This window comes from Mesorhizobium hunchu, from assembly GCF_040081975.1.
GTDB lineage: Bacteria > Pseudomonadota > Alphaproteobacteria > Rhizobiales > Rhizobiaceae > Mesorhizobium > Mesorhizobium hunchu.
Map to the genome: position 1 here is coordinate 21,546 of NZ_JBEBMG010000001.1, position 15,037 is coordinate 36,582.

Annotated in this window: 15 protein-coding genes and 1 tRNA gene; 2 read left to right on the plus strand and 14 right to left on the minus strand. The window is 64.9% G+C overall.

Going from position 1 to position 15,037, the window contains the following annotated elements; translation table 11 throughout:
• Nucleotides 1-31 precede the first annotated feature (31 nt).
• Nucleotides 32-106: transfer RNA gene (locus tag ABMA46_RS00115), tRNA-Cys, on the plus strand.
• Nucleotides 107-173: 67 nt separating this feature from the next.
• Here the strand turns inward: ABMA46_RS00115 and ABMA46_RS00120 are convergent.
• From ABMA46_RS00120 to tesB, 5 genes are all read right to left on the minus strand, one after another.
• Nucleotides 174-419 carry a hypothetical protein gene (locus ABMA46_RS00120; protein WP_348997260.1) on the minus strand — a complete coding sequence of 82 codons (246 nt, stop codon included), beginning with the start codon at nucleotides 417-419 and terminating at the stop codon, nucleotides 174-176.
• A gap of 269 nt (nucleotides 420-688) precedes the next feature.
• Nucleotides 689-1,444: a hypothetical protein gene (locus ABMA46_RS00125; RefSeq protein ID WP_348997261.1), complete on the minus strand. Its 756-nt coding sequence runs from the start codon at nucleotides 1,442-1,444 to the stop codon at nucleotides 689-691.
• A 238-nt stretch (nucleotides 1,445-1,682) separates the two neighbouring features.
• A complete protein-coding gene (locus tag ABMA46_RS00130; RefSeq protein ID WP_425475666.1) occupies nucleotides 1,683-3,008 on the minus strand; it encodes an ammonium transporter in 1,326 nt (441 codons plus the stop codon).
• Nucleotides 3,009-3,037: 29 nt separating this feature from the next.
• Nucleotides 3,038-3,376 (minus strand): P-II family nitrogen regulator, encoded by a 339-nt coding sequence (locus ABMA46_RS00135; RefSeq protein WP_348997262.1) that lies wholly within the window; start codon nucleotides 3,374-3,376, stop codon nucleotides 3,038-3,040.
• 211 nt (nucleotides 3,377-3,587) lie between these two features.
• Nucleotides 3,588-4,460, minus strand: coding sequence for an acyl-CoA thioesterase II (gene tesB / locus ABMA46_RS00140; RefSeq protein WP_348997263.1), 873 nt, complete (start codon nucleotides 4,458-4,460; stop codon nucleotides 3,588-3,590).
• A 217-nt stretch (nucleotides 4,461-4,677) separates the two neighbouring features.
• Between tesB and ABMA46_RS00145 the strand changes: the two genes are divergently transcribed.
• Nucleotides 4,678-5,922 (plus strand): ubiquinone biosynthesis hydroxylase, encoded by a 1,245-nt coding sequence (locus ABMA46_RS00145; protein WP_348997264.1) that lies wholly within the window; start codon nucleotides 4,678-4,680, stop codon nucleotides 5,920-5,922.
• A 256-nt stretch (nucleotides 5,923-6,178) separates the two neighbouring features.
• Here ABMA46_RS00145 and ABMA46_RS00150 read toward each other — a convergent pair whose 3' ends face one another.
• From ABMA46_RS00150 to uxaC, 9 genes are all read right to left on the minus strand, one after another.
• Nucleotides 6,179-7,471 carry an NCS2 family permease gene (locus ABMA46_RS00150; protein ID WP_348997265.1) on the minus strand — a complete coding sequence of 431 codons (1,293 nt, stop codon included), beginning with the start codon at nucleotides 7,469-7,471 and terminating at the stop codon, nucleotides 6,179-6,181.
• A gap of 350 nt (nucleotides 7,472-7,821) precedes the next feature.
• The gene (locus tag ABMA46_RS00155; RefSeq protein WP_348997266.1) at nucleotides 7,822-8,160 is read right to left on the minus strand and encodes a cupin domain-containing protein; all 339 of its coding nucleotides are present in this window, start codon (nucleotides 8,158-8,160) and stop codon (nucleotides 7,822-7,824) included.
• Nucleotides 8,161-8,173: 13 nt separating this feature from the next.
• On the minus strand, nucleotides 8,174-8,938 hold the full coding sequence (gene kduD, locus ABMA46_RS00160) for a 2-dehydro-3-deoxy-D-gluconate 5-dehydrogenase KduD (RefSeq protein WP_348997267.1): 765 nt from the start codon (nucleotides 8,936-8,938) through the stop codon (nucleotides 8,174-8,176).
• Nucleotides 8,935-9,777 (minus strand): 5-dehydro-4-deoxy-D-glucuronate isomerase, encoded by an 843-nt coding sequence (gene kduI, locus ABMA46_RS00165; protein WP_348997268.1) that lies wholly within the window; start codon nucleotides 9,775-9,777, stop codon nucleotides 8,935-8,937. Before kduI ends, kduD begins: the two co-directional genes overlap by 4 nt.
• 27 nt (nucleotides 9,778-9,804) lie before the next feature.
• Nucleotides 9,805-10,566 (minus strand): FadR/GntR family transcriptional regulator, encoded by a 762-nt coding sequence (locus ABMA46_RS00170; RefSeq protein WP_348997269.1) that lies wholly within the window; start codon nucleotides 10,564-10,566, stop codon nucleotides 9,805-9,807.
• A gap of 9 nt (nucleotides 10,567-10,575) precedes the next feature.
• Nucleotides 10,576-11,856, minus strand: coding sequence for a TRAP transporter large permease (locus ABMA46_RS00175; RefSeq protein ID WP_348997270.1), 1,281 nt, complete (start codon nucleotides 11,854-11,856; stop codon nucleotides 10,576-10,578).
• Between the two features lies 1 nt (nucleotide 11,857).
• Nucleotides 11,858-12,436 carry a TRAP transporter small permease gene (locus ABMA46_RS00180; protein ID WP_348997897.1) on the minus strand — a complete coding sequence of 193 codons (579 nt, stop codon included), beginning with the start codon at nucleotides 12,434-12,436 and terminating at the stop codon, nucleotides 11,858-11,860.
• 81 nt (nucleotides 12,437-12,517) lie between these two features.
• Complete coding sequence (locus tag ABMA46_RS00185; RefSeq protein WP_348997271.1) at nucleotides 12,518-13,501, minus strand: TRAP transporter substrate-binding protein; 984 nt, start codon at nucleotides 13,499-13,501, stop codon at nucleotides 12,518-12,520.
• A gap of 42 nt (nucleotides 13,502-13,543) precedes the next feature.
• Complete coding sequence (gene uxaC, locus ABMA46_RS00190) at nucleotides 13,544-14,953, minus strand: glucuronate isomerase (RefSeq protein WP_348997272.1); 1,410 nt, start codon at nucleotides 14,951-14,953, stop codon at nucleotides 13,544-13,546.
• Nucleotides 14,954-15,037: the final 84 nt, after the last annotated feature.

Here is a 15,037-nt window from a genome sequence, read left to right on the forward strand (position 1 = left end):
GTTAACGCGTTCGTTCTAGCCTTTCACCGATGGCCTCGTGGCGGACGGTTACGCGGCGGATTGCAACTCTGCTCATCCTTGGTTCAAATCCAAGGCGAGGCCTCCATCCAACCGTCTTGCGGTATCGTTCCAGCCGCAATTTATCATCGATTATCTCGCACTCGGCCATGGCATCAGCGTGGCAAATCAACATCAGATGATGCTGATGGCAGTTCCGTTTCTCCATCGTATTCCGGACCGTATTCGACGATCCACAGCCACCACATCGTCACCATGATAACAACGACTGAAATAGTAACGCCGGAGAGATCGGAAATAACTTGTTCAGATCGGCCAGTTCGATCGCCGATTTTCAGATAAAAACAGGCTGCTCCGATCGCGGCAATAAAGCCGATCGGTACGGCGGTGTGCACAAGCATAAATGATTTCCCCCCAAACCCGGATACATCTAAGCATCTCCGGGAACAGCTGTCGATCTCGACCTGAAGGGAAAACACGGCATGCCTCATCGCGACCTGGCGAACAGCACGTTGCTCACCAGGGATATGCAAAGAACAGATCCAAGCAACAATGTGCCACAACAAAGTCGGCGCTTTGACTTTGAGCGAATAATACGGAGATTTCGAAACCCGCCAGCCGCGATGGCGGCAACCACCGGTGTTTCAGCGGCCGGAAGGACTCTGCCGCCTCACCAGTTGGCAGCGCCCTGGCTCCAGACGCCGAAATAGGGACATGCCAGCGTGCCCGGTTTGCTGCGCACGCGATCGACCAGTTCCGGGCGCGCAATACTCGCGGCGGGGCAGAGGGACCAGTTCAGGAGAATCTTGAAATCCTTCGCATTGGCGCGCAGCACCACTGCGGTCCCGGGCGGCAGCGTCGTCGGCATCTGCTTGGCCAGCGATGCATCGAGGGCCTTGAGCCCGATGAACGTCTTGCCGGCTTTTGCCTCGAGCGCCACAGGGTTCTTCTTCTGCATGTCGACGATGGCGTTGGTGATCGTCCCTAGAAACTCCTCGGCGGCCGGAAGCTGTCCCAGGGCCTTGGCGTATCTCGCCTCGAGCTTCGAGCGAACGTCTGCAGACTGTCCTGCCGGTTGGTTGAGCAGAATGAAGCCCAGCACCGCCAGCGCCGCCCCGAGAACGGCTCCGCCGACGAACGCCGGCAGAGAGCGTGTCAGAACCGGGCGCGCCGCCGGGCGGCGGTTACTCCCCGGCAAGCCGGCTTCGGCGGCCGCAGCAGCCTCCGGCGTGGATTTCGGCGCGAAGGACGATTCGATCTGCTCGATCGCGGCCTCCAGCGTTTCCGACAGCAGCGGGGACCCGACCGGCCGGCGCGCCAGCGCGGCACGGGCGGCGTCGTATATTCTCAGACGCTGCTCGGGCGATTGCGCGTTGCGATCGGCAATGGCCTTGCGGATTGCCTGTTCAAATCGTTCCTTGTCCATACCCACCCAAAGATCGAACCCGTCCTTGTCGTACCGCCAGATGCGGCAGCATTGTTTCCTACATCGCTACGGCCGGGACCGCCATCTCGATTTCCTGCCACCATTAAGGCGTGGGAACATGCCGACAAAAAAGAGGCCCGGAACGAGCCGGACCTCAAGGCGTGCGCTCCTTACGGGAGACGCGACTGGATCTGGCAGCGCCGGCGCAGGAGGGCGCGCCGGCGCGGGCGGGCGGCGCTTACTGCACCACCTCGCCATGCTGGGTGACATCGAGACCCTCGACCTCTTCCTGCGTGGTCGGACGAAGGCCGACGATGGCCTTGACCACATACAGGATCACGGCGGTCGCGATCGCCGTCCAGATGATGGTGAACACGATACCGTAGAGCTGCGTCGCGACCGACGCGTCCTTGCCGAGGCTGTTGATGGCCGGGTCGGCGAGCGCGCCGGTCAGGATCGCGCCGACGATTCCGCCCACGCCGTGGACGCCGAAGGCGTCGAGCGAGTCGTCATAGCCGAGCATGTGCTTCACCTTGACGGCGGCGAAGTAGCAGACGATGCCCGCCACGATGCCGATGATGAAGGCACCGGTCGGGTTGACGAAGCCGGCGGCCGGCGTGATGGCCACAAGGCCGGCGACCGCGCCGGAGATGATGCCCAGCACCGACGGCTTCTTGGCGATCATCCACTCGACGAACATCCAGGACAGGCCGGCAGCGGCGGTCGCGACCTGGGTGTTGACCATGGCCGCACCCGCCAGGCCGTCTGCGGCGAGTTCCGAGCCGGCGTTGAAGCCGAACCAGCCGACCCACAGAAGCGAGGCGCCGATCACCGCGTAGACCAGGTTGTAGGGCGCCATGTTGACCGTGCCGTAGCCTTCGCGCTTGCCGAGAACCAATGCCGTCACCAGGCCGGCGACGCCGGCATTGATGTGCACCACGGTGCCGCCGGCGAAGTCGAGCACGCCCGCCGAGCCGAGGAAACCGCCGCCCCACACCCAGTGCGCGATCGGCGCATAGACGATCAGCACCCACAGCGCCATGAAGAGGAGCAGCGCCGAGAACTTCATGCGCTCGGCGAAGGCGCCGGCGATCAGCGCAGGCGTGATGATGGCGAAGGTCATCTGGAAGACGGCGAAGACGTATTCGGGAATGTTCGCCACGCCGGGCGCCCACAGCGTGTCCACCGTGATGCCGGCGAAGAAGGCCTTCGACAGGCCGCCGACATAGGCGTTGCCTTCCGAGAAGGCGAGCGAATAGCCGACGACGAACCACAGCACCGTCATCAGGCAGCAGATGGCGAAGCTCTGCATGACGGTGGCGAGCACGTTCTTTTTGCGCACCATGCCGCCATAGAACAGCGCGAGGCCGGGAATGGTCATCATCAGCACCAGCGCCGTGGACGTCAGCATCCAGGCGGTATTGCCGGTGTCGAGCGCGGCGGCCGGCTCGGCCGCAGCAGCCGGGGCGGCTTCCTGCGCGAAGGCCACGACGGTGCTGAGCGACGCTGCCAGCGAACCCAGCAGGGCGAGGCGCCCGGCCTTATAGGGGGAAAACAGTCTCATCGATCTCTCCATTGGGATGCGTTGGCGGCTCAAAGCGCGTCGGTGTCGGTTTCGCCGGTGCGGATGCGCACGGCCTGGTCGATGCCGTAGACGAAGATCTTGCCGTCGCCGATCTGGCCGGTCTTGGCGGCTCCGGTGATCGCCTCGACGGCCTTGTCCACCATGTCGGCGGCCACGGCGACCTCGATCTTGATCTTCGGCAGGAAGGAGACGGCGTATTCGGCGCCGCGGTAGATTTCGGTATGCCCCTTCTGACGCCCGTAGCCTTTGACTTCGGTGACGGTCAGGCCCTGTATGCCGACGGCGGTGAGCGCCTCGCGCACCTCGTCCAGCTTGAACGGCTTTATGATTGCCATCACTATTTTCATTAGGTTCGCCCTTTGCTGTTGCGGGTCCCCGCTTGATTTCCCCGGTCCGCAACGCGAGCCGGAATGCACGGCAGGATTCAAGCTCCGTGCCAACTGCCCGGGCAACTCATCAAGGCGTTGATAGTAAAAGCGATTTTGGCGAGCGCGCGAAAGAACCTTCGCACATGCAGCAATGCGAATGGCTAAAAAATATGCAATATTTCGATTCTGCCTATCTGGCAGGCTGCTGTTTCAGACGGATAAGCCCTTCCTGCGCCACCGAGGCGATCAGCGTTCCGTCCCGGGAAAACAGCGACCCGCGCGTGAAGCCGCGCGCGCCCTGGCTGGAGGGGCTGTCCTGTGCATAGAGGAGCCAGTCGTCCAGCGCGCAGGGCCGGTGGAACCACATGGCGTGGTCGAGGCTGGCGGCCTGGATATCGCGGTCAAAGATCGCCCTTCCGTGGGCAAAAGTGGAGGTGTCGAGCAGCGTCATGTCGGAGAGATAGGCCAGCACCGCCGCCTGTATGCGACGGTCGGCCGGCACCGGCCCGGTGGTGCGGATCCACATGTTCTGCTGCGGATCGAGCTTCTCGCGGCTCGTGTAGTGCTTCAGCATCACCGGCCGCATCTCGATCGGGCGGTCACGCTCCCAGTAGCGCCTGATCCCGTCCGGTACCGCCTCGCCGAACTTTTCCAGCAGCGCGCGCTGCGACATCAGCGTGTCGGGTTCCGGCACGTCGCGCGGCATCGGCATCTGGTGGTCGAGCCCGCGCTCCTCGACCTGGAAGGACGCCTCCAGCGAAAAGATCGCCTGCCCGTGCTGGATCGCCACCACCCGCCGCGTCGTGAACGATCCGCCGTCGCGGATGCGGTCGACCTCGTAGACGATCGGCACCTTGGTATCGCCGGGACGCATGAAATAGCCGTGCAGTGAATGAACATGGCGATCGGGCTCGACGGTGCGCTGCGCCGCGACCAGCGCCTGTGCGATGGTCTGTCCGCCGAAGACGCGCTGCCATTCGACATTGGGGCTGCGACCACGGAACAGGTTGTGTTCCAGCTTCTCAAGGTCGAGAATGGTCAGCAATTCACCGATCGCCGTCATGTCGTTGTCCTTCGCAGATATGCGGTCGGTTTCGGACAGGACACGAAGGCCGTCAAGGGTTGGAGACGGGTAATCTTTGGAGATGCGATGCGCTGGATACCCTCACTCCTGACCCCTCCCCTCAAGGGGGAAGGGAAGCTGTCGCACGCCAAGTCCCCCTCCCCCTTGAGGGGAGGGGTCAGGGGTGGGGGTAAATCCTTTCCAAAAGGAGCCGGCCATGCCCGCTGAACCATCGAAACTCGATGTCCTGATCGCCGGCGCCGGCTATGTCGGCCTGGCGGCGGCGATTTCGCTGAAACAGGCGCGGCCGAGCCTCGCCGTGGCCGTCGTCGACGCAGCGCCCGAAGGCGTCTGGCAGAAGGACGGCCGCGCCTCGGCGATCGCGGCGGCGGCCTGCCGCATGTTGGACCGCCTCGGCGTGTGGGACCGGATCGCCCCGCAGGCGCAGGCGATCACCGACATGGTCATCACCGATTCGCGCACCGGCGATCCGGTGCGTCCCGTCTTCCTGACCTTCGACGGCGAGGTGGCGCCGGGCGAGCCGTTCGCGCACATGGTCGCCAACCGCGACCTGAACGGCGCGCTGCGTACCGAGGCGGCGCGGCTCGGCATCGACATCATCGAAGGCGTCGCCGTGCAGGGTTTCGACTCGGAGCCATCCGGCATGACCGTGCACCTGGCCGACGGCGCGACGCTGCGGGCGCGCCTGCTCGTCGCCGCCGACGGGGTGAAATCGCGGCTGCGCGACATGGCCGGGATCCAGACGGTGAAATGGGACTACGGCCAGTCCGGCATCGTCTGCACCGTCGAGCACGAACGGCCGCACAACGGCCGCGCCGAGGAGCATTTCCTCCCCGCCGGCCCTTTCGCGACCCTGCCGCTGAAACCGACACGGGAAGGAAAAAACCGCTCATCCATCGTCTGGGTCGAGCGCACTCAGGACGCAGACCGTCTTGTCAACGGCGACGACCTTCTATTCGAGGCTGAACTGGAGCAGCGCTTCGGGCTGAAGCTCGGCCAGATCGCCGTCGCCGACAAGCCGCGCGCTTGGCCGCTGGGTCTGACCCTCGTGCGTGCCTTCGTCGCGCCGCGGCTGGCGCTGGCCGGCGATGCCGCGCACGGCATCCATCCGATCGCCGGACAAGGCCTCAACCTCGGCTTCAAGGATGTGGCCGCACTTGCCGAAGTCGTCGTCGAGGCCGACCGGCTCGGCCAGGACATCGGCGCGCTCGACGTGCTGGAGCGCTACCAGCAGTGGCGCCGCTTCGACACGATGCAGATGGGCGTCACCACCGACGTGCTCAACCGTCTGTTCTCCAACGACATCGGACCGCTCAGGGCGGTGCGGGATGTTGGACTCGGGCTTGTCGAGCGGATGCCGCGCCTGAAGGATTTCTTCATCAGGCAGGCATCGGGGCTTGGCGGGTCGACGCCAAGGTTGCTGCGCGGCGAGGCGATCTGATCCGTTCGGGTTCGGAAGCGCGGCTCACTGCCTGCCTGTGGTTTCCTACCGCCGCGGCAGGGCTGTTAACTTATGGCGTCCCCCTCTCCGTCTCGGCTTCGCCGAGCCACCTCTCCCCATAGGGGCGAGGAACCAAGCTGGAGAGGCTCGGCATGGCAGCGGCAGTTCCTCCCCCCGCCGGGGGGGGAGGTGTCACGCGAAGCGTGACGGAGAGGGGCCAGCGCTATCGGCAATCATTGGAGAGTCAGCCCCCGACCTACTCCGCAAAGAACGCGAAGCGGATGACGAACAGCACCGCCACGATCAGCGTCGCGGGATGGATGTCGCGCCATTTGCCGGTGAAGGCCTTCAGCACCACGTAGGAGATGAAGCCGAAGGCGAGGCCGTTGGCGATCGAGTAGGTGAACGGCATGATGATCGCCGTGATCGCCGCAGGCGCCGCTTCGGTAAGCTGGTCCCAGTCGACCTCGGTCAGTTCGCGCATCATCAGTCCGGCGACATAGAGCAGCGCGGGCGCGGTGGCGTAGGTCGGCACCGAGCCGGCCAGCGGCGAGATGAACAGCGACGCCAGGAACAGGATGGCGATCACCAGCGCGGTAAGGCCCGTGCGCCCGCCCGCCTGCACGCCCGACGCGCTTTCGACATAGGCGGTGGTGCTCGACGTGCCGAGCAGCGAGCCGGCGACGATCGCCGCCGAATCGGCGAGCAGGGCGCGCCCGAGCCGATTTGGCTTGCCCTCCTCGATCAGCTTCGCCCGCTTGGCGACGCCGATCAGCGTGCCGGTGGCGTCGAACACCTCGACCAGCACGAAGACCAGGATGACGTGGACGAGCCCGCTGTGCAGCGCGCCGACGATGTCGAGTTGCAGGAAGGTCGGCGCCACGGAAGGCGGCATCGCGACAAGGCCGTTGAAGGTGCTGACGCCGGTGATCCAGGACAGCACAGTCACGGCGAGGATGCCGATGAGGATCGACCCGCGCACGCGCAGGGCGTCGAGCACCGCAATGACGAAGAAGCCGAAAACGGCGAGCAGCGGTCCGGTCTGCTTGAGATCGCCGAGGCCGACCAGCGTGGCCGGATTGTCGACGACGATGCCGGCGTTCTTCAGCGCGATAATGCCGAGGAACAGGCCGATACCAGCGGCGATGGCGCTGCGCAGCGAATGCGGGATGCCGGCGATCAGCCAGCTTCTGACGCCGGTGACGGTGAGGATCACGAAGATGACGCCCGAGATGAAGACCGCGCCCAGCGCCTGCTGCCAGGAAAAGCCGAGCGCCGCCACCACGGTGAAGGCGAAGAAGGCGTTGAGCCCCATGCCCGGCGCCATGCCGATCGGCCAGTTGGCGACCAGCGCCATCACCGCCGAGCCGAGCGCGGCCGCGATGCAGGTGGCCACGAAGACCGCGTCGCGGTCCATGCCGGTGGTGGACAGGATCTCGGGGTTGACGAAGATGATGTAGGACATCGTCAAAAATGTCGTCAGGCCCGCGATCAGTTCGGTGCGCACGCTGGTACCGTTCTCGGCGAGCCTGAAGAAGCGTTCAAACATGATTTTCCTCCCGTTCGCGAACGCTCCGGGGTCTTGCTCCGCCCACCGGGCGGGAGCCTGCCACGCCCCCCTCCTCCGGTCGGACGCGCAGTATCTCGTTCGCAGCCTTTGCGTGTAGGCGGCTTCGCGATCGCGCGCCACGCCTGCGGCGGTGAAACTGCTTCAAATGTTTTGCGACAATGGCCGGAGCTCCGGACACCGACCTTCGGCGTTGCCGCGCTCGTCTCTCGGTCGCGATGCGGTTATCGTTTGTGCTGCAGCAGTACCCCCACCCCTAACCCCTCCCCGCAAGGGGGAGGGGTTAGGGGTGGGGGTAGAGCACGAAGCGTACTCGCCCTGAGCTTGTAACCTCAGCCGAGGAAATCGGCGCGGTGCGGCGTGAAGGAGTCCACCAGGCGCCCGGCCTCCAGCGCCTTGACGCCGTGGACGAGGTTGGACGGCACAATGAAGGAGTCGCCCTCCTCCAGGGTTTCAGTCCTGCCGTCGATCGTGACCTCGAAGCGGCCCTCGGCGACATAGCTCGCCTGCACGTGCTGGTGGGAATGCAGCACGCCCACGGCACCCTTCTCGAACGCGAACTCGACGACCATCAACTCGTCGGTATGCACAAGCACCCTGCGCTTGTTGCCGTCGGCCGTGGTCATCCAGGCGACCGTCGCAGCATGCGTGAAAACATCTGCTGGGTTCATGAATCGTCACTCCTCATCGCGCCAGCCAGCCGCCGTCGACCGGAATGCAGGCGCCGTGCATGTAATCGGAGGCCCTGGCGAGCAGGAACACCGCCGCGTCGCCGATATCACCCGGCTCGCCCCACCGGCCGGCCGGAATGCGCGACAGGATCGCCGCGCTGCGCTCGGCGTCGGCGCGCAGCGCCTCAGTGTTGCTGGTCTCGATATAGCCGGGCGCGATGGCGTTGACGTTGATCCCCTTCGCCGCCCATTCGCAGGCGAGCAGTCGGGTGAGGCCGAGCACGCCATGCTTGGAGGCCGTGTAGGACGCGACCCTTATGCCGCCCTGGAACGACAGCATCGAGGCGATGTTGATGATCTTTCCCCTGCGCCCTTCTTCCAGCGCCTTGCGGCCGAAGGCCTGACTGAGAAAGAACAGCGACTTCAGGTTGACCTCCATCACCTCGTCCCAGTCGGCTTCGGTGAAATCGACGGCGTCGGCGCGGCGGATGACGCCGGCATTGTTGACCAGACCGTCCAGCGGCCCGGCAGCCCAGACCTGGTCGAGCATCGCCTGCGCGGTCGCCTTGTCCGACAGGTCGCAGGAGGCCGCTTCGAAGCGGCCGCCGCCCGCAGCCTCTATCTGCGCCGCCGTCTCGTCCATCGCCGAGCGTCCGGCGCCGACCACGTCTGCGCCCGCGCGGGAGACCGACACGGCGATGCCCCGGCCGATGCCGGTGTTGGCGCCGGTGACGAGGACGCGCCGGCCTGCCAGGCTGAACGCCGAGAGATCGCTCACCGCAACTCCTCGACCGGCACGGGATCGACGTCGGTGTAGTCGACATTGTCGCCGGCCATCGCCCAGATGAAGGCGTAGTTGGACATGCCGGCGCCCGAATGGATCGACCAGGGCGGCGAGATCACCGCCTCCTCGTTCTGCATGACGATATGGCGGGTCTCGTCCGGCTCGCCCATGAAGTGGAAGACACGCGCCGTCTCGGCGAGGTCGAAATAGAGATAGGCCTCCATGCGCCGGTCGTGCACATGCGCCGGCATGGTGTTCCACACCGAGCCCGGCGCGAGCTGCGTCATGCCGACGACGAGCTGGCAGGTTTCGACGGCCGCGCTGAACTGGAAGATCGAGCGCTCGTTGGAAGTCGCCTGGCTGCCGAGGTCGATGCGCTTGGCGTCGCCGATGCGGATCAGCCGGTTCGGATGCTCCCGATGCGCCGGCGCGCTCAACAGATAGAATTTCGCCGGCTCGCCCGCATTGGACGACGCGAAGGAAACCGGATCGGTTCCCATGCCGAGATAAAGCATGTCGCGCGTGGCCATTTCGTATGTCTCGCTGCCGGCTTCCACGCTGCCCGCGCCGCCGATGTTGACGGCGATCATCTCGCGCCGGTCGAGGAACCGCTTCGTCCCCGTCGGCTTGATCGCCTCAAGCATAAGCGCCTCGTTGCCGGGCATCGCGCCGCCGACGATCATGCGATCGTAATGGGTGTAGGTCAGACTGATCCTGCCCGGTTCGAACAGGCCCGCGACATGGAAGTGATGCCGAAGCTCGTCGGTGCCCATGGCCGCGGCAGCGGCGGGATCGACGGCAAAACGCGTGGAATACTCGGTCTCGAAAGCCATGTCGGCATAGTCTCCTGTCGTGATGGATCAGCGCCGGATGCCGGCGAGATAGTCGGCCTGCTGGCCGACGAGCCGGTCGCTGTAGCGTGCCTGCGCGGCGACCAGATGCGTCCGCATCGCTTCGCGCGCGGCCGGCGCGTCGCCGTCCGAAATCGCCTTCAGCACCAGAAGGTGCTCGCGCTGCAGCTTGGTGAGATAGTCCGCCGAAAGCACCTCGATCGAATACCAGGGGGAAGTGCGATCGCAGGGAATCGTGCGATCGCCGAGCGCATCGAGCATCTCGACATAGAGCGAATTGTTCGTGGCTGCGGCGATCTCCCGGTGGAAGGCGAAGTCCGCCTTGCCGGTCGGCTCGCCGAGCTTCAGCAGGCGCTCGAACTCGAAGAAGGCCTCCTGGATGCGCGCCGCCTGGGCGGCGTTGCGCCGCACCGCGGCAAGCCCGGACGCCTCCACCTCGATCCCCATGCGAACTTCCAGCACGTTGATCGCCTGGCTGACCTTGCTGATCTCCTGGCTGAGCGCCCCCAGCGTCAGCGCCGGATGGTCGCGCACGAACACGCCGGCCCCCTGGCGCGACTCGACCAGCCCGTCGGCGGCGAGGTTCGCCAGCGCCTCGCGGATCACCGTGCGCGAAACGCCGAAGGTCTCGGTCAGCTTCTCTTCAGTCGGCAGCTTGTGGCCGGGCTGGATCTCGCCGGCAACGAGCTGCTTGCGGATGGCGGCCACAACCGTTTCCGAAAGCTTCGGCTTGCGCTCGACCTTCGACCCGATTGCTGTGTCCGACGCCATCATCACCCCCTATTTGAACACGCTCGGCAGCCAGAGCGAGATCGCCGGAATATAGGTGACCAGGCCCAATACGACGATGCCGGCGGCATAGAAGGGCCAGATCGAGCGCATCGATTCCCACACCGTGATCTTGCCGACCGCGCAGGCGACGAACTGCACCGTGCCGACCGGCGGCGTGTTGAGGCCGATGCCGAGGTTGAGGATGACGATGACGCCGAAATGCACCGGATCGACGCCGTAATGCGTGACCAGCGGCAGGAAGATCGGCGTACAGATGATGATCATCGGCCCCATGTCCATGAAGGTGCCGAGGAACAGCATGAGGACGTTGAGCAAGAGCAGCACGACCAGCGGATCGGTCGAGATCATGTTCATGCCCTCGATCAGCGTCGCCGGCACCTTGAGGTAGGCCATCAGCCAGCTGAAGGACGCCGCCGTGCCGATGATCAGCAGCACCATCGCCGTGGTCCGCACCGCACCCAAAGTGGCGTGGACGAAGTCGCGCCAGTCCATCGAACGGTAGATGGTGAGCGTGACGAGGATGGCGTAGAGCACCGCGATGCAGGAGCTTTCGGTCGCGGTGAAGACGCCGGAGCGGACGCCGCCGAAGATGATGGCGATCAGCAGCAGGCCCGGTATGGAGATCAGGCCGAGCCTGCCGACGGTGGCGAAACCGGGAAACGGCTCGGTCGGATAGCCCCGCTTGCGCGCCACGATATAGGCCGTGACCATCAGCGACACGGCAAGCAGCAGTCCGGGCAGGATGCCGGCCGTGAACAAGTCGGCGATGGAGATCCGGCCGCCGCCGGCGATCGAATAGATGATCATGTTCGACGAGGGCGGCAGGAGCAGCGCGATCAGAGCCGCCATCGAGGTGACGTTGACGGCGTAGTCGGCGCCGTAGCCGCGCGCCTTCATCTGCGGGATCATCAGCCCGCCGACCGCCGCCGTCTCCGCGACCGCCGAGCCGGAAATGCCGCCGAACAGCGTCGCTGCGGCGATGTTGACCTGTCCCAGGCCACCGCGAAGATGGCCGATCATCGAGCCCGCGAAGGCGACGATGCGACTGGCGATACCACCACGCACCATCAGGTCGCCGGCATAGATGAAGAAAGGGATGGCCAGCAGCGTGAACACGCTCATGCCGGAATTCATCTGCTGGAAGATGACCAGCGGCGGCAGGCCCATATAGAGGATAGTGGCGAAGCTTGCGATGCCGAGGCAGAAGGCGATCGGCATGCCGATGCACATCAGCACCGCAAAGACGCCGAACAGGATCCAGAGCGCCATCTCAAGCTTCCTTCAGCCGGTCGAGTTCGGCCTCGCCGATCTCTGAAACTTCGTCCTCGTCGTGCAGGTCGCGATCGACGTCGACGCCGGCGAAACGCAGCACCACGCGCTCGACGCAAAACAGCACGATCAGCGCGCCGCCGCCGATCAGCGGCAGATATTTCAACCCTTCGGGGATGCCCAACGCGGGCAGCCGCGCCCGCCAGCCGAGCGCGACGAGCTGGCAGCCGTAATAGATCATGCCGACTGCGAAAGCGGCCACCAGCGCATCGGAGACGGTGCGCAGCCACTTCTTGCTGCCCTTCGGCAGCACGTAGAGCAGCACGTCGAAACCGAGATGGTAGTTCTCGCGCACGCCGACCGCAGCGCCAAGGATGATGAACCAGCTCATCAGCAGCACAGCGGTGATTTCGGTCCAAGAATTCGACCAGTTGAGCACGTAGCGGCAGAACACCTGCCAGGCGACAATTGCCGTCATCGCCACCAGCCCGGCGCCGGCAATGTAGAGCGACGCGGTGCTCAATGCCGAAAACAGCCGGCTCGCCTTGAGGAGAGCCGGCCGGTCGGCCAGCGGCTCCATGGTAATGCCTCTCGCATCCATTGCGATCCTCCCGATCCTAAGCTGGAATCGGGAGCGGCCGAAGCCGCTCCCGACCGCTCGTCACTTCGTCGCCTGGATGCGGGCGACCATGTCCTTGAGCTTGGGGTCCTGGACCCACTTGTCGTAGACCGGCTTCATGGCGTCGATGAAGGCCTGCTTGTCCGGCTCGCTGATCTTGACGCCCTCGCCTTCGACCACTTTACGCGACTTAGCCACCTGCGCGTCCCACAGCTCGTACTGCTTGGCGACGCTGTCCTTGGCCGCCTGCTTGACGATCGCCTGGTCTTCGGGAGAGAGCTTGTCCCAGGTGGTCTTGGCCATGACCAGCACTTCCGGCACGATCAGGTGCTCGTCGAGCGAGAAGTATTTCGCGACTTCCGCATGCTTGGCGGTGTCGAAGGAGGGGAAGTTGTTCTCGGCCCCATCGATGACGCCCGTTTCGAGGCCGGAATAGACTTCGCCATAGGGCATCGGCGTCGCCGTGGCGCCGAGCGCGGCCACCATGTCGACGAAGATGTCGGACTGCATAACGCGGAACTTCATGCCCTTGAGGTCGGCCATCGACTGGATCGGCTTCTTGGTGTTGTAGAAGGAACGGGCGCCGCCGTCATAGAAGGCGAGACCGACCACGCCGTAGGGTTCGAAGGCCGCCAGGATCTCGTCGCCGATCGGTCCGTTCATCACCTTGCGGGCGTGCTCGACCGAGCGGAAGATGTAGGGCAGCGAGGGGATCGTGGTTTCCGGAATCAGGTTGTTCCACGGACCGAGCGAGGTGCGGTTGATGTCGATGACGCCGGCGCGCACCTGCTCGACCGTGTCGGCCTCCTCGCCGAGCTGCGAGGAATGGAACACCTCGACCGAGTAGCGGCCGTCGGTCCGTTCCTTCAGGAGTTCACCGAAATACTTGACCGCCTCGACGGTCGGGTAGCCGTCCGGATGGGTATCGGCGGCGCGCAGCACGGTGGTATCGGCGGCTTGCGCCGCACCGATCATCAGCGACGCGGCGGCAAAAGCGGCCGTCGCCAGTTTGGAAAAATGCATCATCTGGTTCTCCTCCCTTGGATGCTTCGGCGGCGAACCGCCCTGTCAGAGCCGATACGCCTTTTTGGCAAGCGCATAGGCCAGTTCGCGCGCCACCTCGTGCGCCTCGTCCTCGCCGAGGCGATGCTCGGCGACGAGGCGGGCGAGGAAGGCGCAATCGACCCGGCGCGCCACGTCGTGACGAGCCGGAATGGACGGAAAGGCGCGGGTGTCGTCGTTGAAGCCGACGGTGTTGTAGAAGCCGGCCGTCTCCGTCGTCATCTCGCGGAAACGGCGCATGCCCTCCGGGCTGTCGTGGAACCACCAGGCGGGACCCAGCCTGAGCGCCGGATAGACGCCAGCCAGCGGCGCCAATTCGCGCGCATAGCTGGTCTCGTCCAGCGTGAACAGGACGACGGAGAGGCCGGGTTCCGTGCCCACGCAATCGAGCAGCGGCTTGAGCGCGCTCACATAGTCGGTGCGGGTGGGGATGTCGAAGCCCTTGTCGCGGCCGAATTTCCGCATCACGGCCGGCGCATGGTTGCGCCAGGAGCCGGGATGGATCTGCAGGACAAGCCCGTCGTCGAGGCTCATCTTGGCCATTTCCGTCAGCATCTGCGCCCGGAACAGCCGCCGCTCGCGCTCGTCCTCCGAGCCGCTGCGGATGCGATTGAACAATTCCCCGGCGGCCGCGTCCGACAGGTTGGCCGTTTCCGCCGTGGCGTGACCGTGGTCGGACGAGGTCGCGCCATGTTCCTTGAAGAAAGCGCGGCGCCTGCGGTGCGCGTCGAGATAGCCGGACCATGTGCCGGTGTCGCAGCCGGTGATCTCGCCAAATCGGTCGAGATTGCCGGAAAACCCCTGGAAATCGGGATCGACCACGGCGTCCGGCCGGTAGGCGGTGACGACCCGGCCGCTCCAGCCGCTGTCGCGGATCATACGGTGCCAGCGCAGATCGTCGAGCGCCCCTTCGGTAGTCGCGATGACCTCGATGTTGAAACGCTCGAACAGCGCGCGCGGGCGGTAATCGTCCCCCTGCAGCTTTTCGGCGATCGTATCGTAGAAGCGGTCGGCGTTTTCCGGCGTCAGCAAATCGTCCAGCCCGAACAGATCGGAAAAGACGTGATCGAGCCACAGCCGCGTCGGCGTGCCGCGAAACAGATAGTAGTTTTCGGCGAACAGGTGCCAGATTTTTCGGCCGTCCGTCTCGACCGGCGAACCGTCCAGCGTCGGCACGCCGAGATCCTCGAGCCGCACGCCCTGCGAGAACAGCATCCGGAAGATGTAATGGTCCGGCACGATCAAGAGTTGCGAAGGATCGGAGAAGGGTTCGTCAAGCGCGTACCAGCGCGGGTCGGTATGGCCGTGCGGACTGACGATCGGCAGCCCCTTCACGCCCTCATAGAGGGCGCGGGCGACCGAACGCATTCGGTCCTCGGCGGGGAACAGGCGATCCGGATGCGTCAATGCGCTCATAAAGCTTCGAACTCCTCCCGGGCGCTATCGGTAGGGACGAGATGAAATAATGTCAACATACAAAAATTAGACTGTTGTATGATG